This window comes from Microbulbifer sp., assembly GCF_051659245.1.
Lineage (GTDB): Bacteria > Pseudomonadota > Gammaproteobacteria > Pseudomonadales > Cellvibrionaceae > Microbulbifer.
In genome coordinates this window covers 1-24,615 of the sequence record NZ_JBOFOC010000069.1, presented here as the reverse complement: position 1 = coordinate 24,615, position 24,615 = coordinate 1, and the positions used below count along the sequence as shown (strand labels likewise).

Below are 24,615 nucleotides of genomic sequence, written 5' to 3'. Positions count from 1 at the left end.
TATGGTGGCGACAAGGAAATAAAAATTTAGGGGGTGGAGTGAAACGCGTCTTACGCACAACTCAGAAACACTACAAGCCGGCTTTGATGCTGTTGTACGATCTGCTGGCACTGGCAGGCGCATTTTTCGTGGCCATGACGATTCGGGTCAACAACCTGTCGCCGGTCCTGGAAATGGAGATGTTGATCTGCCTGGGGCTGACTCTGGGTTCCAGCAGTTTTATTTTCATGCGCCTGGGGCTCTACCGCACAGTGATCCGCTATATGGGCCAGCAGGCCATTGTGGCTGTTCTGCAGGGGGTCACTGCGTCGGCGGTTGTGCTGGCGGTGGCTTCCTATCTCACCTATGCGGGGGTTCCCCGTTCGGTTCCGGTGATCTACTGGTGTTTCGCGCTCATTGCAGTAGGTGGTTCCCGCTGGCTGGTGCGTATCTACTACCAGATGGCGTTGGAGATCCACAAGAACCGGGTGGCTATCTATGGCGCCGGCACGGCCGGCCTGCAGCTCTACAAGGCGCTGGTGCACGGCGAAATCTACAAGCCGGTCGCCTTTTTTGATGACAACGCCTCCAAACAAAACACCCTGATCGACGGTGTGTTGGTGTACAACCCGGCCAATATTCTCGACATCGTCGCCGAGCGGGATATTACCGAGGTGCTGCTGGCGATGCCCGGGGTCCCCAAGCGCCGCCGCCGGGAGATCACCCGCAGCCTGCGCGAGCAGGGGCTGGTGGTGAAAGTGATTCCCGGGCTTGAGGAGCTGGTGGACAGCGCCGGGCGCACCTCCGATTTGTCTCAGATCTACGAGAATGTTCTCGGTCGCGCACCGGTGGAGCCGCAGAAATCCCTGATTGCCGAGTCCATCAGCGGCAAAGTGGTTTTGGTTACCGGGGCGGGCGGCTCCATCGGCTCGGAACTCTGCCGCCAGATAGTGCAATGGGGCCCCAGGCAACTGGTGATGGTGGAAGCTTCCGAATACGCCCTCTACCAGATAGAGCGGGAACTCTGTCAGCAGCAGCAGGATGAAGGGCTGCAGGTGCCGGTGACCGTGCTCTTGGGGGATGTGCGCGATCGGGCGCGCATGGCAGAGATTATCCAGGCCTTCGGGGTGCAGACCATTTATCACGCCGCGGCCTACAAGCACGTACCGCTGGTGGAGCAGAATATGATACTGGGTGCGGACAACAACGTGCTCGGCACTCTCTCGGTGTTGGAAGCGGCGGAGGCTTTCGGGGTTGAGCAGTTTGTGTTGATTTCCACCGACAAGGCGGTGCGCCCCACCAATGTGATGGGGGCCACCAAGCGCCTGGCCGAGCTCATCTGTCAGGATTTCGGTCGCCGTTTCGGCAAGACCCGGGTGTGCATGGTGCGCTTTGGCAATGTGCTGGGCTCTTCCGGCTCGGTGATCCCGCTGTTCACCGACCAGATCAACGCCGGCGGTCCGGTCACCGTGACCCACCCCAAGGTCACCCGCTATTTCATGACCATACCGGAAGCTGCCCAGTTGGTGTTGCAGGCCGGCAGTATGGGACGCAATGGCGAGGTGTTCGTGCTGGATATGGGGGAACCGGTGCGTATCTTCGACCTGGCCCGGCGGCTGATTCACATCATGGGACACACGGTACGTGACGAGGAAAACCCCGACGGCGACATCGAGATCCAGATCAGCGGCCTGAGGCCGGGAGAGAAGCTCTACGAGGAGTTGCTGCTGGGGGACAAGGTTTCGGGCACCGACCACCCGATGATTATGCGCGCGGAGGAGGAGCGGCTCTCCAGTGAGCGGCTGCAAATCCTGCTGGGGGAACTGCGCGACGCCTGCAGTCGCCACGACTGCGAGGGGGTGCATCGCGCCCTGACCGAGGCGGTCAAGGATTACCTGCCCAAGCACAGCCTGGTGGACGCCGTCTGGAATCAGCAGCGGCTGCAGGGACCTGTGCGCAGTGCGGGTCCGGCACAAGTGAAGCGGCTGCCGGTGTCGGAGGACAGGACGGCCGGCTAGCGATTCCTGAATGCGGGCCGGGCCAGGTGTCCGGCCGGTATTGGTAAAAAAAATTTACTGGCCGAAAATAAAAAAGGGCCGCATCTCTGCGGCCCTTTTCTATTGCTGCTATTGCTGTTTGGCTCCGCCTGCTGGGCTCGAACCAGCGACCCAATGATTAACAGTCATTTGCTCTACCAACTGAGCTAAGGCGGAATATCTTTGCGGTCAGTGCCGTTCAGATGGCGCGTATCTTATAGACGGCCCCGGTGTAGGTCAACCCCTTTTTTTTCGCTTTAACTAATTGATTTGTCAGCGTTTATATCCGTGCCTACAATCCTGAACCGGCCCGGAGAATGGTGGAGACTATGGAATCGCGTCCGTTTCAAGTGGTGTGCAATTACAGCCCGGCGGGTGACCAGCCCGCCGCGATAGAGGCGTTGGTAGGGGGGGTGGAAGACGGCCTGAGCCACCAGACCCTGCTGGGTGTGACCGGCTCCGGCAAGACCTTCACTATGGCCAACATCGTCGAGCGGGTACAGCGGCCGGCCATTGTAATGGCCCATAACAAGACCCTGGCGGCGCAGTTGTACGGGGAGTTCAGAGAGTTTTTCCCCAAGAACTCGGTGGAGTACTTCGTCTCCTATTACGACTACTACCAGCCGGAAGCCTATGTTCCTTCCTCGGACACTTTTATCGAGAAGGACGCCTCGGTCAATGAGCATATCGAGCAGATGCGCCTGTCCGCCACCAAGGCGCTGATCGAGCGTCGCGATGTGATTGTGGTGGCCACTGTGTCCGCCATTTATGGCCTTGGGGACCCGGACAAGTACCTGAAGATGGTGCTGCACCTGGATCGCGGCGACCTGGTGGATCAGCGCACCATCCTGCGCCGCCTGGCGGAACTCCAGTACACCCGCAACGACACCGACTTCCGCCGCGCCACCTACCGGGTGCGCGGCGACGTGATCGACATCTATCCGGCGGATTCGGATATGGAGGCGGTGCGCCTGTCCCTGTTCGACGAGGAGATCGAGGAGATCACGCTGTTCGATCCGCTCACCGGCGAGATGCTGAAAAAGGTGCCGCGGGTGACCATCTTCCCCAAGTCCCATTACGTGACCCCGAGGGAGACCATCGTCAGCGCCATCGACCAGATCAAGGAGGAGCTGCGCGAGCGCCTCAAGCAACTGCGCGACAACGGCAAGCTGCTGGAGGCCCAGCGCCTGGAGCAGCGCACCAAGTACGACCTGGAGATGATGCAGGAGCTGGGTTATTGCAACGGAGTGGAGAACTACTCCCGCTATCTGTCCGGTCGGGGTCCCGGCCAGCCGCCGCCCACGCTGTTCGATTACCTGCCCGACGACGCGCTGCTGTTTATCGACGAGAGCCACGTCACCGTGCCGCAGATCGGCGGTATGTACCGCGGCGACCGCTCGCGCAAGGAGACGCTGGTGGAATACGGATTCCGCCTGCCCTCGGCGCTGGACAACCGCCCGCTCAAGTTCGAGGAGTGGGAACAGCTGGCGCCGCAGGCTATCTTCGTCTCCGCCACTCCTGGTCCCTACGAAGCGGAGCACGCCGGTCAGGTGGTGGAGCAGGTGGTGCGCCCCACCGGCCTGGTGGACCCGCAAGTGGAGATTCGCCCCGCGTCGACCCAGGTGGACGATGTCCTCTCGGAAATCCATCGCTGTACGGATGCGGACCAGCGAGTACTCATTACAGTGCTCACCAAGCGCATGGCGGAGGACCTTACCGAGTACCTGGACGAAAGCGGTATACGCGTGCGCTATCTGCACTCGGATATCGATACGGTGGAGCGGGTGGAGATTATCCGCGACCTGCGCATCGGCGAGTTCGACGTACTGGTGGGGATCAACCTGCTGCGCGAGGGGCTGGATATGCCGGAAGTGGCGCTGGTGGCCATCTTCGATGCGGACAAGGAGGGCTTCCTGCGCTCCGACCGCTCCCTGATTCAGACCATCGGCCGCGCCGCGCGCAACCTGCATGGGCGGGCCATTCTCTACGCGGACAGGGTCACCGACTCCATGAAGCGCGCGCTGGAGGAGACGGAGCGGCGGCGGCTGAAGCAACTGGAGTTCAACGCCGACCACGGCATTACCCCCCAGGGCATTCGCAAGAGCGTGGCGGACATCATGGAAGGCGCCGTCGCCCCCGGCGTGCCGGCGCGTGGTCGCCGCAAGGTGGCGGAAGGGAAGGGCGCCTACAAGGTGGACCGCAAGCCGCTCACCGATCAGCAGCGCTGGGCGCGTATCGAGGAACTGGAGGAGCAGATGTACGGACATGCCAAGAACCTGGAATTCGAAGCTGCCGCCAAACTCCGCGACGAAATCACCCGCCTGAAGGAAGAGCCGTAGCTGATGGCTCCCCTCTCCCGCTGGCGGGAGAGGGGGCTGGGGGAGGGGGCAGGGCCGAAGGCCCCTGTAGGAGCGGCCCATGGCCGCGATCGGACCCTCCGGTTGCCACTCCCACTAAGTTGTTGAAAACCCAAAAATCCGATGCTAAAGTTCGCGCTCTTCGCAGCACGGGGTTCCCGGGTTGCAAGATTTAGACCCGTAGCTCAGTTGGTTAGAGCGCTGCCTTGACATGGCAGAGGTCAGCGGTTCAAGTCCGCTCGGGTCTACCATCATTATTTTTTGTGCCCGGCCTTCCGCCGGGATCACGCTGCCTTTGGTAGGGGCGGCCACTGATAGAAAGGAAGTACAATGCCCGTTGTCACTCTCCCCGACGGCTCCCGTCGCGAATTCTCCAAGCCCGTTTCCGTACACGACGTCGCCGCCGATATCGGCCCCGGCCTGGCTAAGGCCGCGCTCGCCGGTGTGGTGGACGGTAAAGAGGTCGACACCAGCTATGTGATCGACCGCGACGCGGAACTGGCAATCATTACCGACCGCCAGCCGGAGGGGCTGGAGGTTATCCGTCACTCCACCGCGCACCTGCTGGCCCAGGCGGTGAAGCAACTGTACCCCACTGCACAGGTCACCATCGGCCCGGTGATCGAGGACGGCTTCTATTACGATTTCGCCTACGAGCGCCAGTTTACGCCGGAAGATCTGGAAAAAATCGAGAAGCGGATGGAGGAACTGGCCAAGGAAGATATTCCGGTCAGTCGCCGCCTGATGCCGCGGAACGAGGCGGTCGAGTACTTCCGAGAAATGGGTGAGGAATATAAAGCGAAGATCATCGCCGATATTCCCAGTGACGAAGACATCTCCCTGTATCGCCAGGGCGATTTCGAGGACCTGTGCCGCGGCCCGCACGTGCCGTCCACCGGCAAACTGAAAGCCTTCAAGCTGACCAAGGTAGCCGGCGCCTACTGGCGCGGCGACGCCAGCAACGAGATGCTCACCCGCGTCTACGGCACCGCCTGGGCCAACAGGAAAGACCTGAAGGCCTACCTGCACCGCATTGAGGAGGCGGAGAAGCGCGACCACCGCAAGCTGGCGAAGAAATACGATCTCTTCCATATCCAGGAAGAGGCGCCGGGCATGGTGTTCTGGCACCCGAACGGCTGGACTGTCTACAGCACCATCGAGCAGTACATGCGCCGTCGCCAGCGCGAGTATGGCTACAAGGAGATCAAGACCCCGCAACTGGTGGATTTCTCTCTATGGCGCAAATCCGGCCACGCGGACAAGTTCGGCGACGACATGTTCACCCTCACCAGTGAGGAGCGCCAGTTCGCGATCAAGCCGATGAACTGCCCCTGTCACGTGCAGGTGTTCAACCAGGGCCTGCGCAGCTACCGCGACCTGCCCCTGCGCCTGGCGGAATTCGGCTCCTGCCATCGCAGTGAGCCCTCCGGTTCCCTGCACGGGCTGATGCGCGTTCGCGGCTTCGTGCAGGATGACGGCCATATATTCTGTACCGAAGAGCAGATTCAGTCGGAAGTGTCCGATTTCATGGACCTGCTGCACTCGGTATACCGGGACTTCGGTTTCGAAGAGGTGATTTACCGCCTGTCCACCCGCCCGGAACAGCGGGTGGGCTCCGACGAGAGCTGGGACAAGGCGGAAAAGGCTCTGGCCCAGGCCCTGGACGCCGCCGGTCTGCCCTGGGAGGAACTGCCGGGAGAGGGCGCCTTCTACGGCCCCAAGATCGAGTTCTCTCTGAAGGACTGCCTGGGCCGGGTGTGGCAATGCGGCACCATCCAGGTGGATTTCTCCATGCCGGGCCGCCTGGACGCCCAGTATGTGGCGGAAGACGGCTCCCGCCAGACCCCGGTGATGTTGCATCGGGCGGCGCTGGGCTCCTTCGAGCGCTTTATCGGTATCCTGATCGAGCACTATGAGGGCGCTTTCCCCGCCTGGCTGGCGCCCCAGCAGGTTGCGGTGCTGAATATCACTGACCGGCAGGCCGGATACTGTCGCGAACTGGAGGCCCGTCTCGCTGCTTTGCAATATCGTGCCTCGGCCGACTTGAGAAACGAGAAGATCGGCTTTAAAATCCGCGAGCACACGCTACAGCGTGTCCCTTATCTGCTGGTGATCGGCGATAAGGAAGTGGAGAGCCAAACGGTCGCCGTGCGCACACGCAGCGGTGAGGACCTTGGGACCATGACTTTTGAGTCATTCCTAGAGATCCTCGACCGGGACGTGGATCGCCGCGGCCGTTTGTCTATTTCTGAAAATTGACGGAGACGATAGTTATTAAACGAGACAGCAGCAAGGGACGGTCCAAAAAGGCCCGCATTAATGATCAGATTGAGGCGTCAGAGCTGCGCCTGATTGGAGCCGACGGCGAGCAGGTGGGCATTGTCACCCTGGAAGATGCCCTGGAGGCCGCGCAGAAGGTCAATCTGGATCTCGTTGAAATTGCGCCGGACTCCGATCCGATAGTCTGTAAAATCATGGACTACGGAAAGCACATTTTTGAGGCCAAAAAGGCCAAAAATGCTGCCAAGAAGAAACAGAAGCAGCAGCAGATCAAAGAAATGAAGTTTCGTCCCGGTACCGATATCGGCGACTACCAGATCAAGCTGCGCAACCTGACCCGCTTCCTGGAGGCGGGGGACAAGGCCAAGATTTCCCTGCGCTTCCGCGGCCGGGAAATGGCGCACCAGGAGCTGGGTATGGAAATGATGCAGCGCATCGAGAAAGACCTGGAAGAGCTGGGTACCGTGGAGCAGCGGCCGAAAATGGAAGGCCGCCAGATGATTATGGTGATTGCCCCCAGCAAAAAGAAGAAGTAAGGCCCCGGGAAGTCATTCCCGGACCTGCTCGGAGAAGTGATTGGGCGACGGCTGCCTCCTCACTCTCACAATGCCGCTGGTATTTGCCGGCGGTTTTTACACTAGGTGCCTGACCACAGGCGCACAATTACTTTGGAGTACAAAATGCCGAAAGCAAAAGTACACAGTGGCGCCGCCAAGCGCTTCAAGAAGACGGCTGCGGGCTACAAGCACAAGCACGCCAACAAGAGCCACATCCTCACCAAGATGACCACCAAGCGCAAGCGTCAGCTGCGCGGCACCCAGACCATGAACAAGTCTGATGCCACCCTGGTCGATCGTATGCTGCGCGCCAAGTAATTGGCCCATCGCAAACAGGTTTAAGAGGATAGAGTTATGGCCCGTGTTAAACGTGGTGTAGAGGCGCGTCGTCGTCACAAGAAAATTCTGAAGCAGGCCAAGGGTTACTACGGTGCGCGTTCGCGCGTATTCCGCGTAGCCAAGCAGGCGGTGATCAAAGCCGGCCAGTACGCTTACCGCGACCGTCGCGTTAAAAAGCGCAACTTCCGCGCTCTGTGGATCACTCGTATCAACGCCCAGTCCCGCGCTGAAGGCCTGAGTTACAGCCGCCTGATCGCCGGTCTGAAAAAGGCTGAGATCTCCCTGGATCGCCGTGTTCTGGCCGATCTGGCGGTATACGACAAAGCCGCTTTTGCTGCCGTAGTTGAAAAAGCCAAGGCAGCCCTGGCGGCGTAAGCTGCCACTTCAGTTGCAAGACTGAATACAAAAAATAGGGAAGGGCTGTTGTGGCCCTTCCCTATTTTTTTATGGAGTTTCCGCTATTTTTTAAACGAAGTTGGATTCAAACGGGAATAGTTCGATGCAAGATTTGCAGTCCCTCACCGAGCGGGCACTGGAGCTGGTGGAGCAGGCCGACGGCCTGGCGGCACTGGACCAGGTGCGCGTGGACTACCTGGGTAAAAAGGGCCAGCTCACTGCGCTGCTGAAAAGCCTGGGCAAACTGTCGGCGGAAGAGCGCCCGGCAGCCGGTGCCAGGATCAATGAAGCCAAGCAACAGGTGCAGGAAAAGATCAATGCGCGCCGCGGCCAGCTGGAACAGGCCGCGATTGACGCCAAGCTGGCGGAAGAAACCACCGACGTCACTTTGCCCGGCCGCGGTGAAGAGCAGGGTAATGCGCACCCGGTGACCCGCACCATGCGCCGCATCGAAGAGCTGTTTGTGCGTCTCGGTTTCTCCGTGGAAGAGGGGCCGGAGATCGAGGACGACTACCACAACTTCGAGGCACTGAATATTCCCGCGCACCACCCGGCGCGGGCGATGCACGACACCTTCTATATCGATCCGGCCACGGTGCTGCGCACCCACACCTCCCCGGTGCAGATACGCACTATGGAAAAGGCCGCGCCGCCGATTCGTATCATCTGCCCGGGTCGGGTCTACCGCTGCGATTCCGACGTGACCCACTCGCCCATGTTCCATCAGGTGGAAGGGCTGGTAGTGGACAAGAGGGTCAGCTTCGCGCACCTGAAGGGCTGCGTGGACCAGTTCCTGAAAGCCTTCTTCGAGGCCGACGTGCCGGTGCGCTTCCGGCCGTCCTACTTCCCGTTCACCGAGCCCTCCGCGGAAGTGGACATCCAGTGCACCGGCTGTGGCGGCGAGGGCTGCCGCGTCTGCTCCGGCACCGGCTGGCTGGAAGTGATGGGCTGCGGCATGGTGCACCCGAATGTGTTCACCGCCTGCGATATCGACAGCGAAACCTATTCCGGCTTCGCCTTCGGCATGGGCGTGGAGCGCCTCGCCATGCTGCGCTACGGCGTCAACGACCTGCGCCTGTTTTTCGACAACGACCTGCGCTTCCTCAAGCAGTTTTAATGCCCGGGACCCGGACTCGGGACTCGGGATTTGCGTAGGAGCGGCCCATGGCCGCGATCGGAATTTCCGACAGCACTGACCTTGATCGCGGCCGCTCCTACAAAGCGAAAGAGCAGACAGCGCAAAACAGAATTCAGCAAGAGACAGCACTATGAAATTCAGCAACTCCTGGCTGCGGGAATGGGTAAACCCGCAACTGACCGCACAGGAACTGGCCGACCAGATCACCATGGCCGGTCTGGAAGTGGATGGCGTTGAAAAAGTCGCGGGCGAATTTTCCGGCGTGGTGGTGGGCGAGATCCTCGCCTGTGAACAGCACCCGGACGCGGACAAGCTGCGCGTGTGCAAGGTCGCCGGCCACCCGGATGGCGAGATGCAGGTGGTCTGCGGCGCCCCCAACGCCCGCGCCGGCATCAAGATTCCCTTCGCCCTGGTGGGCGCTGTGCTGCCGGGCGACTTCAAGATCAAAAAAGCCAAGCTGCGCGGCGTCGAGAGCTTCGGCATGCTGTGCGCCCAGACAGAACTGGAGCTGGGCGAGGACAGTGACGGTATCTGGGAACTGCCGGACAACGCTCCCACCGGCGAGGCGCTGCGGGAATATCTGCAGTTGGACGACGAAACCATCGATGTGGACCTGACCCCGAACCGCTCCGATTGCCTCGGCATCGCCGGCATCGCCCGCGAAGTGGGTGTACTCAACCGCTGCCCGGTACAGGGCCCTGAGATCGCCCCGGTGACGGCGAAGATCGACGACAGCCTGCCGGTCTCCCTGCACGCCGGCGACGCCTGCCCGCGCTATGTGGGCCGGGTGATCCGCAATATCGACATCAATGCGCAGCCCCCGCTGTGGATGCAGGAACGCCTGCGTCGCAGCGGCCTGCGCTCAATCGATCCGGTGGTGGACGTCACCAACTACGTGTTGCTGGAACTCGGCCAGCCGATGCACGCCTTCGACCTGCAGAAACTCAGCGGCGGCATCAAGGTGCGCCTGGCGGAGCAGGGCGAGGAGCTGACCCTGCTGGATGGCCAGGAAGTCAAACTGCAGGCCGGCACCCTGCTGATCGCCGACGAGCAGAAGCTGCTGGCCATGGCTGGCATCATGGGCGGTAGGGATAGCGCGGTAACCAAAGACACCCGCGATATCTTCCTCGAGAGCGCCTTCTTCAACCCGCTGGCCATCGCCGGCAAGGCGCGCTCCTACGGCCTGCACACGGATTCCTCGCACCGCTTCGAGCGCGGTGTCGATTACCGCCTGCAGGAGAAAGCCGTTGAGCGCGCCACCCAACTGCTGCTGGAAATCGTCGGTGGCGAACCGGGCCCGGTGCACCTGCGCGAGCTGAGCGAACTCATGCCCGCCGAGCGCCATATCACTCTGCGCCGCGCGCGGGTGGAGCAGGGTCTGGGCGTGGCCCTGGCCGACGACGAAATCGTCGACATCCTCACCCGTCTGGGCCTGGAGAAGATCGACCAAAGCGCCGAGGGCTGGACCTTCCTCATCCCCAGCTTCCGCTTCGATATCGCCATAGAGGCGGACCTGCTCGAAGAGCTGGCGCGGGTCTACGGCTACAACCGCATTCCCAGCGAGAGCTTCACTGCCGCGCTGGATATAGTGCCGCTGCCGGAGCGTGAGATCGCCCGGGAGGTTCTGGAGCAGACACTGCTGGCGCGCGGCTATAACGAGGCCATCACCTTCAGCTTTATCGACCGTGAATCCGCCGCACTCTTCGACCCCCAGGCCGAACCTGTGGCCCTGCAGAATCCAATCAGCGCCGAACTGGCGGTGATGCGCACCTCTCTGGTGCCCGGCCTGTGCAAGGCGCTGCAGTACAACCTGAACCGACAGCAGAGCCGCGTGCGCCTGTTTGAGTCCGGCCTGCGCTTCGTGCCGGGCGGCGATGACGTTACCGAGCTGCGCCAGGAGCCGATGCTGGCCGGCCTGGTCTACGGCAGCCGCTTCGCCGAGAACTGGACCGGCGGCAAGGATGCAGTGGATTTCTACGACATCAAAGCCGACGTGGAGGCCCTGCTGGCCCAATATGTTGCCGGGGAGGGCGCCGAAGGCGAGTTCCGTTTTGTCGCCGGCCAGCACCCGGCCCTGCACCCGGGCCAGTGCGCGAAGATACTGCGCGGCGATGCCGAGGTCGGCGTAGTGGGAGCCCTGCACCCGCAGCTGCAGAAGAAGCTGGACCTGCCCAAGTCCGCCTTCGTATTCGAACTGAGCCTCGAGGCCCTCGGTCAGGCCCGCCTGCCGGCCTTCCGCCCGCTATCGAAGTTCCCGGAAGTGCGCCGCGACCTGGCCCTGCTGATCGACGCCGACGTACCCGCCGCCAGCTTGGTGGAAACCGCCGTCGAAACTGCCGGCGAAACCTTGACGGACCTCAAGATTTTTGACGTCTATCAGGGCAAAGGTATTGATTTCAATAGAAAAAGTGTCGCCATGGGCTTGACGTTTCAGCATTCGTCGCGCACCCTTAACGACGACGAAATCGATGCCGCGGTAGATGCGGTGGTCCGACTACTAGAACAAAAATATAACGCCAGCTTGCGCTAACCGGGTCTATGCTCTGGGGTGCGAGTTGTTTGGCATCCCGAGAGCGTCTGCGACCGGGTTGAAAGCCGCCGCGGTTTGGGCCGCTTCCGATCCGGAGCCGGGACGTCTCTGAATTTGTTGGTAGGAACCAATGACAGAGGCACTGACCAAAGCCGGGCTTGCCGAAAAACTGTTCGAGGAGCTGGGCTTCAACAAACGCGAAGCCAAAGAGATCGTCGAATATTTTTTCGAGGAAATCCGCAATGCGCTGGAAAATAACGAGCAGGTCAAACTCTCCGGCTTCGGCAACTTTGACCTGCGGGATAAAAGCCAGCGTCCCGGGCGCAACCCCAAGACGGGAGAGGAGATCCCCATCTCCGCGCGCCGGGTGGTGACTTTCAAGCCGGGACAGAAACTCAAGGCACGAGTAGAAGAACATGCTGGAAGCAAGCAACAATAGCGAACTGCCCACAATCCCGGGTAAGCGCTATTTCACTATTGGTGAAGTCAGTGAGCTCTGCGCAGTCAAGCCCCATGTACTGCGCTACTGGGAACAGGAATTTCCCCAGCTCAGCCCCGTCAAGCGCCGCGGCAACCGCCGCTACTACCAGCACCAGGACGTGATCCTGATCCGCCAGATCCGCGCGCTGCTGTACGAGGAGGGCTACACTATCGGCGGAGCCCGCCTGCAGATGGAGACGGGCAGCGAGAAGGCGGAGAGTGTCCAGCTGCAGCAGGTGCTGCCCCAGGTGATCGCCGAGCTGGAGGGCGTACTGGTCCTGCTGGACAGTTGATTTCCGCGTCCGCAGAAAGCGCAAATCCGGGCTTGCAATCCGCCGCCACTTAGGTATGATTTGCGCCTCATCGCTAAGGCGATGCCCCTTAAAAATCAATCACTTAGCGTTGTTCTGGGTGTTTGGTTTGCCTCTATCGGAGCGTAGCGCAGCCTGGTAGCGCACCACACTGGGGGTGTGGTGGTCGTCGGTTCAAATCCGGCCGCTCCGACCATTCAAAGTCTTACGCCATGCGGGTTTCAAAGAGATTCCCGCAGTGAGCGTACAAAATCACTCTCAAAGCGTATAAAAACTTTCGATGCTAAATGCCATCATAAAGTCCGCTTTCGCGCGAATGAGAAAGACTACTCGACGACAAGTTGCAGCGCTGTGGCAGCACGTGTACAGGGCTCAATATAGGCTTGGACGATGGAGGAAGCGATATCGCAGTATCACATTTTCCGCGGTTCTGCTTCTTCTTGTACTCGCAAGCGTTTATTTGTCATCCACTTTCCAATCCGTACTTGGGTCCCACTACGCAACAGAACAAGCGATCGAAGGACTGCGTGGCCTGATTCTGAACATAGGAAGTGCGCTGATAGGTGCTGCTGCGATTGTTACATCGCTTGTATTGTTTGCCATGCAGGTGAACATCGAGCGCATGCCTCACGGGCTATTTCGTCGTCTGAGTGCGGATCTGAAGTTGCTCGGCGCGTTCGCGTTGGCACTCCTCCTCGCAATCAGCATCGCCACACTGTCAACATTCGTGGATCAGGCCCGGTTTGCGTATGTCGTGCTCGGAGCCTCATGGGCGGTCGTATTTATACTGATCTCCTTCATGTACGCCTATCGGCGCGCCTTGCTCCTCATCAATCCGATGAAGCAACTGGGAATACTCATTCACGACACCCGGAAGGAGTTGCGGACCTGGGCTCGACGAGCGCAGCGGGCCAAGCCTCTCCTCGAGTGCGAAGAAGGGGCAAGTGCCACGTCGTCATCCCCGGGCTCCACACACAACTTGGCCCATACAGCTTTCTTCCAGATCAACAATCGATGGACTGATGACGCGAAACGAGCGACCCGACATGCAATGTCATTTGCTCGGCGCTATGCAGAACAGGGCGATTATGAAGTTTCTGGTGCCGCGCTGAACGCTGTCGTTGGCATCAATGCTGTATACATTGAGTCCAAGGGGAAAACGTTCTACGCAAACAACCCATTTGTCGACAACCCTCTTTCCAGTGACAGCTTCATCAACGACACACTGGAGCATCTGCGGCAAAACGCACAGAGGGGGATTGCGCGCCGGGATGAGCTGCAAATAGAGCAGACATTGCAAACCATGGCTGTGCTTGTGCGGGTATATCTCGGCATCGATTACTCGAGCCCATATGCCGCGAAAAGCCATGCACAGCTCGCCGCAGGATACCTTGCGAGTGCGGTACAGGCAGTTGTTCCTCATGACATGGCCGATGTTCTGCTGGAGGGTGAACGGCTTATGGGACAGTCTGCGCAATTTATCCTCGCCCACGGAGATCCGAACGATATAGCAGTACTCAGCGAGAAGATAGCTTTAATCGCGTGCACTGGCTGCGCGAAAGAGGATTACCGCCCCGTTACGATGGAAGGCATGATGCAGCTAGCGAATCTGACCTTCGATTTGCTTCGCTCCAAGAGCCACGACATCCATTTCGCGGTCGAGGAAATCCGCCGAAATGTTGCTTTGGTTGTGAAGTTGTTTCTTAACGTGGTCGATACACCTCTGTCGAGCAGTCATAGCACATTCCTGGGGCCGTACTACTCGTCGACGAGCATGCAGAGCTTAAGGGCGCGGCTTATAGCATTGGTGAACGCGATCTCTGAGGCGCAAGCGGACAACGCGGACGCCCAATCGGTCATACGGAACATCGAACATTGGGCAGATGGCCTTTACCAAACGGAAAAGGAGCTTCTTCTCGCAGCCATACAGGCGAAGTCCCACTTCACCTTTGACATGATTTACTGGATAACGGGCGTGACGAAAATCCTGTTGACAGTGTCAAAGGTGCCCGCATGTGACCATCACAGCCAAGTGGGACTGCAGAAGCATGCGCGATGGTTGATAGCGGCCTTGACCTGGATTCCTGATGACAAGGACACGGTGACGTTCGTTGAAAATTTCCAGATGACCGAGATGTTGTTCGAAGCTGCAATGGATGCGCGCAATGGTGGTTGTGATGACATCGCTAAGGAGATCGAGGAAAGCCTCTTGTCCTGGACGTTCAAAGGTGGGAGATACCAAACAGGGTGGGGCATTCTGGAGAGGGGGCTCTGCGGTCTCGCTGTATTTGCCCTAATGGATGGAGATGAGCAGATATCGAAGCTCAAAACGGCTGTAGCAGCTCATTTGTCTGACGAAGCCGCATCAGCGCAGGAGACTCGTGATCGCGCGGCAAGAGGAATCCTGGAACGCGCTGAGAACCTAAACCGAGATGGACACTGGCCATCCCGGATCGGCATGGCGATTGATCAAGCCGAGCATCAGAAATTGCGCCCGCTTTTGGAGGAAATCGCAGGCCTGCTATCGCGAGCGTCCCAATAGAAGAAGTTCAGACCTTGCTGGTGGCTAATCATACAGCCAGATAATTGAGGTCAGGGTAAATTTTTGACGTCTTATTCGCCAGAAAAACCTGGTTCGTTACTGCGAGGACTGACTCTTGGGCCATTGACACTGGGTAGAAAACCAAAGACCCATCCGCTCCAGGACATTGGAGAGGCTTGACAACCTTTGGTTTTGAGAGGGGTGTCACACTTGATGATGTATTAGGAGGTGATCTGAGGGTAATATTCCGCATAGATTTTCAATTGCTTGCCCATAATAAGGAGTGCACCTAATGGAACTGGTATCAGTATGGCTTATTTACCATAAAGCTTCTCTAGATGAGCTGTCCCCAATGAATGAGGACGGCTCGGAATACATGGTTGGTACTGGATTTGTGCCGGCCACTAGCATGAAAGAAGCTATCTCGCTCTTTGAGAAGTACCTCGAAGAGCAGAAAATGGAGGTTCTAGAGCTTACCAAGTGTGAGCAATTCGATCCTGCCAATTTTGATGAGTCTACCGAAGAAGGTAAACAAATTCTCCGTGTGGCCTCCAGCTCTCTGGAAGATGAGCAGATCCGCTACGTAGGCATTTCCTCTGAAGCAATGGATTGTGACGAGGGTGGGGATGATGACTAAGCAGCCTAAAGGAGCTATGACCTTTGCTGAAGGTTTGTACGACTACAAAGTTGACGTAGATCTTATCTTTAATAACGAAAAGGACAAAAAGGATTTTGTACTTAGAACTTGTTTGGATCAGTACAGTGTCTGGAAAGCCAAGTACGCCAAAGGCGCATCTCCCTTCAAGGCCTTCATCAAGGGGACTATGAGGGAGGCGGCAATTATTGACCGTGAGGTTTGGGTTTTTGGCGTTGATGCTACGAACCCTCATGACATCGTTGCTGCTGTGAATATAGGTACGGATTATTTTAAAGTTAGGCCTGATGACATCATCGGCGATGTCTACGTTAAGAACTTAAATTCTGAATGTGATCGCGGTGTACTTGGTCAAACTCTGGTTGAAGCTAATAAAAGTCTATACGAGAAGACTTGTAGTGCGATCATGGAAGCTGCACGGGTTTTAGGCTGTTCCAAACCATTAAGCTTCTGGGTTTATAGCAATAATAAAAACCCTAAAATTAATCAGGAAGCATTACATGGTGCCCTGAAGAAGGGTGGGGCGTCTAGCGTCGAAACTGATAAGGCCAAGCATAGCTACTGGGTAGGTAGTAATGATGGCTCTCAGGAGCGGAAAATGAAGAGCAACTTGCACTTGGCTAAGCTGAATATTTAGGGCAGATCCAGTCTGCGGTACTGTTGTACGGCCTTGCCAGCAGTGTTCAGGAGCCTTGCACTATATCACTGGGAAGTGGCAATACAGAAGCGACAAAATAACAATGAAAGATTTGAGCTTGGGGTTAATGCTGTCTCTTGTCGCTTTCGGGGCCTCTGTCGCTGAGCCCTTCGAACCGATATTTGACAATACCGAGGCGGGCACGCTGGTGGATGGATGCGCGAGCTGGTCTGCGCAATCGGCCCGGGTGGTTGAGGGCGAATATGACTGGAGCCTACAGGTCTTCAAAGGTCCCGACTGCGCTGCCCAGGCGCAGGTTTTCGAGAAGACCTACGACATGGACACCCGCTTCGCTGGCCTGTGGCAGGACCTGCTGTTGGTGGACAGTGGCGGCGCGGAAGACCATGAACTCTTCCTGGTAGCTGCCGACTCGGGCGAGCGCCTCGCTGCTCTCTGGTATGTGGGCGAGCCGGTGTTTAGCGAGCACAGCATCCACTTTTTCGAACCTACGCGCGACCGGGCTGACAGCAGCCAGTGCCCACAATCTAAAGAGGCACTGGCGCAATGGGAGGAGAGGGGGATGCCCGTCATGCGGGCCGTCGAAAAAGTCTTCGATAAAAAAACCGGCAACGTCAGCGCCGGCGAAAAAGCGAGCTGCTATGTGATGCAGTAATTTTAGTAAGGTGGGCGTCGATTTTAACTATTGGCCTGAAATGATCCGATAGCAGGGAGTGTATTCCTTGCCGGGCAGTTTCATTCTCTGTTGTTTCACAAAAGACTCCAGCAAGGTATCAATGCTGTGCATTATTGCCGGGTCGCCGCGCAATTCATATGGGCCATATTTCTCCACGGTACGAATACCTTCGTCTTTGACGTTGCCGGAAACGATTCCGGAAAACGCGCGGCGCAGGTTGGCAGCCAGCAGGTAAGTTTCCTGATTTTTGTGTAGCGCGAGGTCAAGCATATTTTTGTGGGTGGGGGCAAATGGCCGTTGGAGCTCTGTTGACACCTTCAGTTTCCAGTTGAAGTAATAGGCATCGCCGGTCTCTTTGCGGTGTTGCCGCACCTCTTGGATGCCTGTGGCCATTTGCCGTGCCACTTCCGAAGGGTCATCAATAATGATCTGGTACCTTGATCTCGCTTCTTCGCCCAGGGTCGAGGTAATAAACTGGTCGATGCGAATAAAGTAGTCTGCGGCGCTGGCAGGGCCGGTAAAAATTACCGGGAAGGGTTGCTCCTTGTTTTCTTCATGCAGGAGTATGCCCAAAAGATAGAGAATCTCCTCGGCGGTACCTGCGCCGCCAGGAAATACAACAATTCCGTGGCCGGCGCGTACAAACGCTTCCAGCCGTTTCTCGATGTCCGGCATGATGACAAGCTGATTGACGATTGGGTTTGGTGCTTCTGCCGCGATGATGCCCGGCTCGGAAATTCCGAGGTACTGACCGTACCGGTCGCGTTGTTTAGCGTGACCAATAGTGGCGCCTTTCATTGGGCCTTTCATTGCGCCCGGACCGCAGCCGGTGCAGATGTCGAGATATCGCAACGCCATCTCATAGCCTACCGTTTTGGTATAATCGTATTCCTCGGCTGAAATGGAGTGCCCACCCCAGCATACCACCAACCTGGGCATGCGGGCCCGGTCAAAAGTGCCGGCATTACGTAAGATATGGAATACCGCGTCGGTAACTCCCTGCGCAGATACCAGATCGTAACGCGGGTCGCCGGTGATTTCGCTGTTTACGTAGATAATGTCGCGGAGTACGGCAAAAAGATGCTCGGCGATACCGCGAATCATCTTGCCGTCTACAAAAGCACTGGCAGGGGCGTTTTTGACCTGGAGTTTTACACTGCGTTCTGTCGGGATAACCGAAATGTCGAAGTCGGCATAGGTTTCCAGGAGCTCCTTACCGTCATCCATATAGCTGCCGCTATTGAGTACGGCCAGGGAACAGTTGCGGAAAGTCTGGTATTGAGGACCGCGACTTTCGTGGCTGAGCTTGTGGATTTCGTACTTGGATAGAATATCGAACTGCCCGGTAGGTGACACTTGTGCATCGATGATATCCGTAGACATGCAACCCTCAAATAACGCTTAAAGATTCTACAGTACAGGAAGTGCTGCACAGTGGCTATAGGAAGTGTAGCCTAAGTTGTTGATTACACTCTTTATAGATTAAGGACTGGAATAACTCTGACAATTGAGAGGCAGGTGGCATAAACTTAATTTGACTCCAAGCGTCAGTGGCCAATCGACGCAAGAAATTCAGCAATCTTGCCGTTAACCCATTCCGGCACCTCCAGCCCAATCCAGTGTCCCGCCTTTGTCACCTCACAGAGTCGCAGATCGCCGCACTGGCGGTGCATATCCAAACCGATACTTTCGGCATAGCGGTGAGGCCAGTCCTTGCTGCCCGTCAGGTACATCGCCGGCACGGTGATGGTATTGTCTTTCTGTGAGGCCGTTCGTTGCCAGGTGCGCTCGAAATTGCGGTACCAGTTCAGCGGTGGCTCGAAGCCGTGGCGCTGGTAGCGGCTGGCGATGTAGTCGAGAAAGTCCTGCGGCATGTAGTCCGGGCGCTTTTCCGGCAGCGTGATCCGCTCCAGCAGGCCCGCGTTGCCACCATCTTGCTGCAGCACGTCGAAGTGGCCGGTGAGGATTTTTTCCAGGGAAAAGGGGATATCGCGGTTCAGGGCCTCGTGGGCGGCGGCGTTCTGGAAATCGATAATGTAGAAGTAGTTGTCGCCCATCTGCCGCCTCAGCGCGCTCAGGGTATCGGTCTGCCCGCGCCCGAACCAGGGAATGCTCAGTCCGCCGACGCCCTTGATGCGGTCGGGATGCAGCCAGGCGGTGTACCAGGCGACGATGCAGCCCCAGTCGTGGCCGATAATCACGCCCTGTTGCTGGTCGTAGGCGTCGAGCAGGCCTATGACGTCGGCTGCCAGCTCCACGGTGTCATAGGCGGCGATGTCTTTGGGGGCATCGCTGTCGCCGTAGCCACGCATCTCCGGTGCCACGACCTTGTAACCTCGCTCCACCAGGAACTTGATCTGGGGTCCCCAGTTGGCCCAGCACTCGGGAAAGCCGTGCAGCAGGAACACCGGCGGGCCTTCGCCCGCCTCGGCGACATTCAGGTTGATGCCGTTGGCGGGCACGGTGTGAAACCGGATGGCGTGGCGCTCCAGTCCATAGGGCAGTTTCTGGCTCATCGCTGTCCCTTCTCTTTCCTTGGCCAATGACTCTGGTCAGAATAATCGTTCAGGCGGATATTGAACAGGGTTCGCCGCCCACCGTGGTGATCCGGCCGCTACGATGTCCCTGCAACAGGCCGCAAATATATGTTTACACCGTCCCGGGAGCGGAATAAATTACGCGCGAGATCCCTGGTGGGCCAGCCGCTGGCCCGTCCCTCCCAAGGCGCTCCTACCGCCGCGTTGGCCCGTCCGGGTCACAGGCCCGATTGACGTACCGAGATCATCCAGACGGGTCATATGCTCAGTTATCGCCACGGTTTTCATGCCGGCAATTTTGCCGACGTGTTGAAGCACCTTGTGCTGGTGGAAATCCTTGCCTACCTGCAGAAGAAGGACAAGCCCCTCGACTATATAGATACCCATGCCGGTGCCGGCTTGTATCGCCTGCAGGGCAGAATGGCGGCGAAGAACTGCGAGTACGGCAACGGCATCGCTCGCCTGCTGCCGGGAGATCCCGGCCTGCCGGCGTTGCAGCCATACCTGGACCGGGTGTTGGCCCACAACGCCGGTGGCCGGCTACAGGTTTACCCGGGTTCGCCGGCCATTGCCTGCGGTCTCTTGCGCCCACAGGACAAGGCGTGGCTGTTCGAGCTGCACCCCGCCGATACCGAGCAGCTACGCCGGGTCTGCGCAGGCCGGAATATCCATATCCGTGGGGAAGATGGCTTCAGGGGGCTCGCCGCGCTGCTGCCGACACCTTCCCGCCGCGCTCTGGTACTGATCGATCCGCCCTACGAGCTGAAACAGGATTACCAGCGTGTGGTCGATGCGCTCAAGCTGATCCTTCGGAAAATGCCCACCGCCACAGTGGCGCTTTGGTATCCGGTGGTCGAGCGGAAACGTATTGACCAGTTGGAGCGCCAGATCGTCGCTTCGGGCATCCGCCGTGTGGAGCAGTTTGAGCTGGGTGTCCGTGCCGACACCGACGGCCGTGGCATGACGGCCTCCGGCATGATGGTGGTTAACCCGCCCTGGACATTGCGGACCACCATGGCGCAGCTATTGCCGCCGCTGGCGAGGTTGCTCAGTGAGGATGACGGGGAACATCAGCGTATACAGAGCTTGGTTGGGGAGTGATGCTGGTTGGCTGGGGGCGGCCGAGGAACCAGTTTGCACCGCCCGGCGTTTCGCGGGTGACGGGCGCCCGATAGGAGATTTGTGAGAAATATGGGCGCGCCTGACGTGCACTCGCGCAAAAATTCGTTCCCGCCCCGGCAGTCCTGCCGACGCGGGAACGATCCCTATGTCCGTCTATTGTTGACGGAGCATGTTCCTGCAGCGGTTGAGCTCGCGCATATAAATCTTACCGCCTATGGACGGGTTGCGGTTCGCGTGGTCCGCCGCCCAGTTGCGACATCCCTCTTCGCTGTTTATGTGAATGCGCTGCTCCGGCAGGCTGCGACGATAAAAGTGCGGCTGTTCGGCCCTGATCAAACTGCGGGGCGCGCTCACCTCGTAGAAATAACCGCCCTGCGGATGATAGCGGTAGAAGGTATTGCCGTGTTGATAGTAAGTCTGCCCCCTCACCTGGACCTCAGTGGCACCGGAGGGCAGCTGGCGGAGTTGCTCTTGCGCCTGGCCGTAGCCGGCGAGAGAGCACATCAGTATCAAGGGTATTAGAAAACGCATTGTGACTTCCTCCTCTTCCGATGTGCTTGGAAGTCTATTCACTGGGAAGGCCAACCCCCAATTTGATTGGTTGGCTGGGGACGCAATGCGGGAAAGTGTGAACAAATCAATAGGTTTGGTCACATGCTGTTTGGCTGCTCTCGGAAGATTATGAACCAGCTCTAAGGCTCTTGCACGGCGCTGCAGGTCTATGCCATCTCGGCGATAGGCACTATTCCGGTATCTGCCAGCCAAAAGCCTGAATTAATGACGAGAACGGCCCGCGCGGCGGCGCTATAAGGTTCAGGCGTTTGCCGGTCACGGGGTGGTCCAGTTGGAGTTGCAGGGCGTGTAGCAGGAGTCTGCTGCAGCCAAACTGCTCGGCGAAGAAGCGGTTGTGCACCGACTTGCCGTACTTTGGGCAGCCGATCAGCGGGTGGGAAATATGCTTGAAGTGACGGCGGATCTGGTGCCTGCGGCCGGTCTTCAGCTGTATCTCCACAAAGGAATAGCGGCTGGTGGGATAGCGGTCGACAGAATAGGGCAGTTCGATGGTGGCCAACCTGCGGTACAGGGTGATTGCGGGTTGGCGGGGTAGGTCGGCCTTGGGGCGTTTGCGCTGGTGTTTGAAATCGGCGACCGGCGGCAGAGGGTGGTCGATAACGCCCTCTTCGGGGCAGTAGCCCCGGCAGACGGCGATGTATTTTTTAACTGATTTCTCGCTTTCGAGCTGTGCCTGGACCTGTGCGGCAATTTCGCCGCTTTTGCCGAAGATGATTACCCCGGAGGTCGGTTTGTCCAGGCGGTGGATTGGGTAGAGGTGGCAACCGACCAGGTCGCGTAGGTATTGCAGCAGAATTTTGTCTTCACGGGGATCTATCCCGGAGCGATGCACCAACCATCCCTCGGGCTTGTAGGCCGCGATGAGATAAGTATCTTCAAAGAGGATATCCGGATGCATGCTCATTATTACCGACAGGGGAGTTAAGGCTGGAGCTATTATATGGTCATGCCTGTTCCAAGGGCACCGGCTAAGAGCACTCCCAACGGTAGCATTCCCTTCACAATTATTTCAGCTTTTTATACTGCGAACCTCATTTTCTTGTTGACATTTTGTTTTGGCTGTTTAGACTCGCCTCCTCTTTCGAACAACCTCCAACAAGCTGTGGTCCGCAACTACAGCAGAGCATGAAAAGGAGCCATGAAATGCGATATCAACATCTAAAAAATCGGTTTATCTGACACCTTTCATGTGCTCGCGCTTGAAAGGTGACACTGCCTTTCAAGCCAGAACTTCCTGAAGCCCTGGCATACGCCGGGGTTTTTTGCATTCTGATACCTTGAAAGGCAATTTCAATAAGAACGTGGAGTAATCCAGGGATTCGTTATGCCTGTAAAAATGGTACTAAACAAAAATGCGCCGCCGGGAACTGTACCGGTAAAAATCTACACCGATGAAATCGAACCGGCGGCATTGCAACAACTGAAAAATATCGCCCAGCTGCCGATCGTGCATTCACATGTGGCGGCCATGCCCGATGTACACCTGGGTAAGGGTGCTACCGTGGGGTCCGTGATTCCCACCGTCAGCGCCATTATCCCGGCGGCAGTGGGTGTGGATATCGGCTGCGGCATGAATGCGGTGCGTATATCGCTACATGCCCACCAACTGCCGGACAACCTGAAGGCATTACGGGATGCCATTGAGGTGAAAGTACCCGTGGGCTTCGGCCGTCACAAGATGGTCAACGCCCGGGAATTTGCCTGCAAACGTCTTGCTCCCGGTGCGGACAGGCTGTTCGGGAAGTATCCGGAGTTGCTGAAGAAGCTGCGCCAGCCGCAGCAGACCTGGGTGACCCAACTGGGGACCCTGGGTGGCGGCAATCACTTTATCGAGATATGTCTCGATGAAAGCAATGCGGTCTGGGTGATGCTGCACTCCGGCAGTCGCGGTATCGGCAATGCGATCGGCCAGCATTTCATCCAGCTCGCGAAGAAAGATATGGCGGGGCATATGCACAACCTGCCGGACAGGGATCTCTCCTACTTCAGTGAAGGCTGCGGTCATTTCGATGGTTACGTCGAGGCGCTCAACTGGGCCCAGGAATACGCTCGGGTCAACCGACAGGAGATGATGAAGCTGGTGCTCGGCTGCCTGCGCCAGCATTTGCCCGAGTTCACCCTGACATCCGAGGCGATCAACTGCCACCACAATTACGTGGTGCGGGAGGAGCATTTCGGTCGCGATGTCTTTGTGACCCGCAAAGGGGCGATCAGCGCGAAGCAGGACCAGCTGGGGATTATTCCCGGCTCCATGGGTGCCAGGTCGTTCATTGTGCGCGGTCGCGGCAATGCCGATTCCTTCTGCTCCTGTGCCCACGGCGCGGGTCGCAAGATGAGTCGCACCGCTGCGAGAAAGCGTTTTACCCGCAGGGACCTGGAGGAGCAGACTAAAGGTATCCAGTGCCGGAAAGACAGCGGTGTGATCGACGAGATACCCGCAGCCTACAAGGATATCGATCAGGTGATGCAGAGCCAGACCGACCTGGTGGATGTGGTCCATACGCTGCGCCAGGTGATTTGTGTAAAAGGTTAAAGGAAAATGAGAAAAATACAAAACCAGAACTGGTATTTATTGGATTTCAAAGAGAGGGAAGATGCTTATGAAAAAGAACAAGCCGCGAAATCATGTTGCGCTTAATCCTCTGCTTCGCAAGGGGGGTGCTTATGTCAGGGCGAAGTCCGGCGAGCGGTTTGCCAATAGGCAGGAAATGCTGAAAGCTGCGCGGGAGTGGAAAAGCTCCCGCGATTTTTTATGTAGAGCGCGGTGGGGCTCCGAATGCCGTTCTATGGCCAATCCGCCAAGGGCTCGACATATACCCAGTGCTTCTTGTGCAATTTAAACAGCGAAATTTCGTGCAATGCGCGCTCTGCGCCATCCTCCAGATACCACGCCTTGAACTCCACCACCGATTTTTTTAATCCCCGCTTACTCCTGATCACTTCCAGCCTTGACCACTCGGTCTTCAGGTCGTCGACATCCAGTTCGGGACAGGTGTCCGGGTGCCATGATTTGCGCAGATAGGACAGGTTGCCGGTGACGTAGGCGCTGTAGCGGCTGCGCATCAGGGTTTCGGCGCTGTTGGGGTAGGTCTGGCCAGAGAGGTAGAGCTGGCAGCACTGCTGCAAGGGCTTTCCGGAGCCACAGGGGCAGAGTTCTTTGGTCATGGGGGTCTTCGGTAGGTTTGTATCGTGCCGAATGATAGAGGGAGCTGCAATAAATTTATAGCGGCTTCCTACTGAGGGCTCCCAGGACCTTTTGTTGGCGCTGCTAACATACCGTCCAGTCGGTCGATTTTGACCGAGGATGTCTGGGTGTTAATGGCTACGCAAACCCGCGCACAAATGGCGAAGACCACCTGACAGAAAACGCGGCGGCCTGAGCCCTCCAGGCGCGAGGATCATCGCAGCGGGTGACAGTAATCGTGAGATGGGGTACACAAGAGAGGCCGGTG

At 57.9% G+C, this 24,615-nt stretch carries 21 protein-coding genes and 3 tRNA genes; 18 read left to right on the top strand and 6 right to left on the bottom strand.

What is annotated here, in order from left to right:
* The first annotated feature begins 38 nt into the window (after positions 1-38).
* Positions 39-1,997, top strand: a complete 1,959-nt coding sequence (locus tag ACRC0P_RS06930) for a polysaccharide biosynthesis protein (protein ID WP_438629252.1) — start codon at positions 39-41, stop codon at positions 1,995-1,997.
* 119 nt (positions 1,998-2,116) lie between these two features.
* Here ACRC0P_RS06930 and ACRC0P_RS06925 read toward each other — a convergent pair.
* Positions 2,117-2,192: transfer RNA gene (locus tag ACRC0P_RS06925), tRNA-Asn, on the bottom strand.
* 152 nt (positions 2,193-2,344) lie between these two features.
* Here ACRC0P_RS06925 and uvrB point away from each other — a divergent pair.
* The 15 genes from uvrB to ACRC0P_RS06850 all read left to right on the top strand — a co-directional run bounded on the left by uvrB (position 2,345) and on the right by ACRC0P_RS06850 (position 16,910).
* Positions 2,345-4,354, top strand: coding sequence for an excinuclease ABC subunit UvrB (gene uvrB / locus ACRC0P_RS06920; RefSeq protein ID WP_438629250.1), 2,010 nt, complete (start codon positions 2,345-2,347; stop codon positions 4,352-4,354).
* Positions 4,355-4,546: 192 nt separating this feature from the next.
* Positions 4,547-4,623, top strand: a tRNA-Val gene (locus tag ACRC0P_RS06915).
* A 79-nt stretch (positions 4,624-4,702) separates the two neighbouring features.
* Complete coding sequence (gene thrS, locus ACRC0P_RS06910; protein ID WP_438629248.1) at positions 4,703-6,631, top strand: threonine--tRNA ligase; 1,929 nt, start codon at positions 4,703-4,705, stop codon at positions 6,629-6,631.
* Positions 6,628-7,188, top strand: a complete 561-nt coding sequence (gene infC / locus ACRC0P_RS06905; RefSeq protein ID WP_438629246.1) for a translation initiation factor IF-3 — start codon at positions 6,628-6,630, stop codon at positions 7,186-7,188. The genes thrS and infC overlap by 4 nt, the downstream gene beginning before the upstream one ends.
* A gap of 144 nt (positions 7,189-7,332) precedes the next feature.
* Positions 7,333-7,527: a 50S ribosomal protein L35 gene (gene rpmI, locus ACRC0P_RS06900; RefSeq protein WP_078086020.1), complete on the top strand. Its 195-nt coding sequence runs from the start codon at positions 7,333-7,335 to the stop codon at positions 7,525-7,527.
* A 36-nt stretch (positions 7,528-7,563) separates the two neighbouring features.
* Positions 7,564-7,923 (top strand): 50S ribosomal protein L20, encoded by a 360-nt coding sequence (rplT, locus tag ACRC0P_RS06895; RefSeq protein ID WP_438629244.1) that lies wholly within the window; start codon positions 7,564-7,566, stop codon positions 7,921-7,923.
* Between the two features lie 124 nt (positions 7,924-8,047).
* Complete coding sequence (gene pheS / locus ACRC0P_RS06890; RefSeq protein WP_438629242.1) at positions 8,048-9,061, top strand: phenylalanine--tRNA ligase subunit alpha; 1,014 nt, start codon at positions 8,048-8,050, stop codon at positions 9,059-9,061.
* Between the two features lie 151 nt (positions 9,062-9,212).
* Positions 9,213-11,612, top strand: coding sequence for a phenylalanine--tRNA ligase subunit beta (gene pheT, locus ACRC0P_RS06885; protein WP_438629240.1), 2,400 nt, complete (start codon positions 9,213-9,215; stop codon positions 11,610-11,612).
* Positions 11,613-11,742: 130 nt separating this feature from the next.
* A complete protein-coding gene (gene ihfA / locus ACRC0P_RS06880; RefSeq protein ID WP_183457756.1) occupies positions 11,743-12,051 on the top strand; it encodes an integration host factor subunit alpha in 309 nt (102 codons plus the stop codon).
* Positions 12,029-12,385, top strand: coding sequence for a MerR family transcriptional regulator (locus ACRC0P_RS06875; RefSeq protein ID WP_438629238.1), 357 nt, complete (start codon positions 12,029-12,031; stop codon positions 12,383-12,385). The genes ihfA and ACRC0P_RS06875 overlap by 23 nt, the downstream gene beginning before the upstream one ends.
* 137 nt (positions 12,386-12,522) lie before the next feature.
* Positions 12,523-12,599 (top strand) — tRNA-Pro (locus ACRC0P_RS06870).
* Between the two features lie 264 nt (positions 12,600-12,863).
* A complete protein-coding gene (locus ACRC0P_RS06865) occupies positions 12,864-14,945 on the top strand; it encodes a hypothetical protein (protein ID WP_438629236.1) in 2,082 nt (693 codons plus the stop codon).
* A 292-nt stretch (positions 14,946-15,237) separates the two neighbouring features.
* Entirely contained in the window at positions 15,238-15,582 is a 345-nt protein-coding gene (locus ACRC0P_RS06860; RefSeq protein ID WP_438629234.1) for a hypothetical protein, read from the top strand.
* On the top strand, positions 15,572-16,237 hold the full coding sequence (locus tag ACRC0P_RS06855; RefSeq protein WP_438629232.1) for a hypothetical protein: 666 nt from the start codon (positions 15,572-15,574) through the stop codon (positions 16,235-16,237). Before ACRC0P_RS06860 ends, ACRC0P_RS06855 begins: the two co-directional genes overlap by 11 nt.
* 103 nt (positions 16,238-16,340) lie before the next feature.
* Positions 16,341-16,910 (top strand): hypothetical protein, encoded by a 570-nt coding sequence (locus ACRC0P_RS06850; protein WP_438629230.1) that lies wholly within the window; start codon positions 16,341-16,343, stop codon positions 16,908-16,910.
* A 27-nt stretch (positions 16,911-16,937) separates the two neighbouring features.
* Here the strand turns inward: ACRC0P_RS06850 and ppnN are convergent, their stop codons facing one another.
* Positions 16,938-18,314, bottom strand: coding sequence for a nucleotide 5'-monophosphate nucleosidase PpnN (ppnN, locus tag ACRC0P_RS06845; RefSeq protein ID WP_438629228.1), 1,377 nt, complete (start codon positions 18,312-18,314; stop codon positions 16,938-16,940).
* 164 nt (positions 18,315-18,478) lie between these two features.
* Positions 18,479-19,447 carry an alpha/beta fold hydrolase gene (locus ACRC0P_RS06840; protein WP_438629226.1) on the bottom strand — a complete coding sequence of 323 codons (969 nt, stop codon included), beginning with the start codon at positions 19,445-19,447 and terminating at the stop codon, positions 18,479-18,481.
* A gap of 282 nt (positions 19,448-19,729) precedes the next feature.
* On the opposite strand from ACRC0P_RS06840, the gene ACRC0P_RS06835 reads away from it, so the two are divergent.
* The gene (locus ACRC0P_RS06835) at positions 19,730-20,569 is read left to right on the top strand and encodes a 23S rRNA (adenine(2030)-N(6))-methyltransferase RlmJ (protein WP_438629224.1); all 840 of its coding nucleotides are present in this window, start codon (positions 19,730-19,732) and stop codon (positions 20,567-20,569) included.
* 174 nt (positions 20,570-20,743) lie between these two features.
* Here the strand turns inward: ACRC0P_RS06835 and ACRC0P_RS06830 are convergent, their stop codons facing one another.
* Positions 20,744-21,121 carry a hypothetical protein gene (locus ACRC0P_RS06830; RefSeq protein ID WP_438629222.1) on the bottom strand — a complete coding sequence of 126 codons (378 nt, stop codon included), beginning with the start codon at positions 21,119-21,121 and terminating at the stop codon, positions 20,744-20,746.
* Positions 21,122-21,332: 211 nt separating this feature from the next.
* Positions 21,333-22,061: a pseudouridine synthase gene (locus tag ACRC0P_RS06825; protein WP_438629220.1), complete on the bottom strand. Its 729-nt coding sequence runs from the start codon at positions 22,059-22,061 to the stop codon at positions 21,333-21,335.
* A 426-nt stretch (positions 22,062-22,487) separates the two neighbouring features.
* Here ACRC0P_RS06825 and ACRC0P_RS06820 point away from each other — a divergent pair, with 426 nt between their 5' ends.
* Positions 22,488-23,696 (top strand): RtcB family protein, encoded by a 1,209-nt coding sequence (locus ACRC0P_RS06820; protein ID WP_438629218.1) that lies wholly within the window; start codon positions 22,488-22,490, stop codon positions 23,694-23,696.
* A gap of 251 nt (positions 23,697-23,947) precedes the next feature.
* Here the strand turns inward: ACRC0P_RS06820 and ACRC0P_RS06815 are convergent, their stop codons facing one another.
* On the bottom strand, positions 23,948-24,328 hold the full coding sequence (locus tag ACRC0P_RS06815; protein ID WP_438629216.1) for a YchJ family protein: 381 nt from the start codon (positions 24,326-24,328) through the stop codon (positions 23,948-23,950).
* Positions 24,329-24,615: the final 287 nt, after the last annotated feature.

What these genes read in the sequence shown, in the direction of transcription:
- uvrB (WP_438629250.1), top strand. Translation starts at nt 2,345, where the DNA reads ATGGAATCGCGTCCGTTTCAAGTGGTGTGCAATTACAGCCCGGCGGGT.
- thrS (WP_438629248.1), top strand. Translation starts at nt 4,703, where the DNA reads ATGCCCGTTGTCACTCTCCCCGACGGCTCCCGTCGCGAATTCTCCAAG.
- rpmI (WP_078086020.1), top strand. Translation starts at nt 7,333, where the DNA reads ATGCCGAAAGCAAAAGTACACAGTGGCGCCGCCAAGCGCTTCAAGAAG.
- rplT (WP_438629244.1), top strand. Translation starts at nt 7,564, where the DNA reads ATGGCCCGTGTTAAACGTGGTGTAGAGGCGCGTCGTCGTCACAAGAAA.
- pheS (WP_438629242.1), top strand. Translation starts at nt 8,048, where the DNA reads ATGCAAGATTTGCAGTCCCTCACCGAGCGGGCACTGGAGCTGGTGGAG.
- pheT (WP_438629240.1), top strand. Translation starts at nt 9,213, where the DNA reads ATGAAATTCAGCAACTCCTGGCTGCGGGAATGGGTAAACCCGCAACTG.
- ihfA (WP_183457756.1), top strand. Translation starts at nt 11,743, where the DNA reads ATGACAGAGGCACTGACCAAAGCCGGGCTTGCCGAAAAACTGTTCGAG.
- ACRC0P_RS06875 (WP_438629238.1), top strand. Translation starts at nt 12,029, where the DNA reads ATGCTGGAAGCAAGCAACAATAGCGAACTGCCCACAATCCCGGGTAAG.
- ACRC0P_RS06860 (WP_438629234.1), top strand. Translation starts at nt 15,238, where the DNA reads ATGGAACTGGTATCAGTATGGCTTATTTACCATAAAGCTTCTCTAGAT.
- ACRC0P_RS06855 (WP_438629232.1), top strand. Translation starts at nt 15,572, where the DNA reads ATGATGACTAAGCAGCCTAAAGGAGCTATGACCTTTGCTGAAGGTTTG.
- ACRC0P_RS06850 (WP_438629230.1), top strand. Translation starts at nt 16,341, where the DNA reads ATGAAAGATTTGAGCTTGGGGTTAATGCTGTCTCTTGTCGCTTTCGGG.
- ppnN (WP_438629228.1), bottom strand. Translation starts at nt 18,314, where the DNA reads ATGTCTACGGATATCATCGATGCACAAGTGTCACCTACCGGGCAGTTC.
- ACRC0P_RS06840 (WP_438629226.1), bottom strand. Translation starts at nt 19,447, where the DNA reads ATGAGCCAGAAACTGCCCTATGGACTGGAGCGCCACGCCATCCGGTTT.
- ACRC0P_RS06835 (WP_438629224.1), top strand. Translation starts at nt 19,730, where the DNA reads ATGCTCAGTTATCGCCACGGTTTTCATGCCGGCAATTTTGCCGACGTG.
- ACRC0P_RS06830 (WP_438629222.1), bottom strand. Translation starts at nt 21,121, where the DNA reads ATGCGTTTTCTAATACCCTTGATACTGATGTGCTCTCTCGCCGGCTAC.
- ACRC0P_RS06825 (WP_438629220.1), bottom strand. Translation starts at nt 22,061, where the DNA reads ATGCATCCGGATATCCTCTTTGAAGATACTTATCTCATCGCGGCCTAC.
- ACRC0P_RS06820 (WP_438629218.1), top strand. Translation starts at nt 22,488, where the DNA reads ATGCCTGTAAAAATGGTACTAAACAAAAATGCGCCGCCGGGAACTGTA.
- ACRC0P_RS06815 (WP_438629216.1), bottom strand. Translation starts at nt 24,328, where the DNA reads ATGACCAAAGAACTCTGCCCCTGTGGCTCCGGAAAGCCCTTGCAGCAG.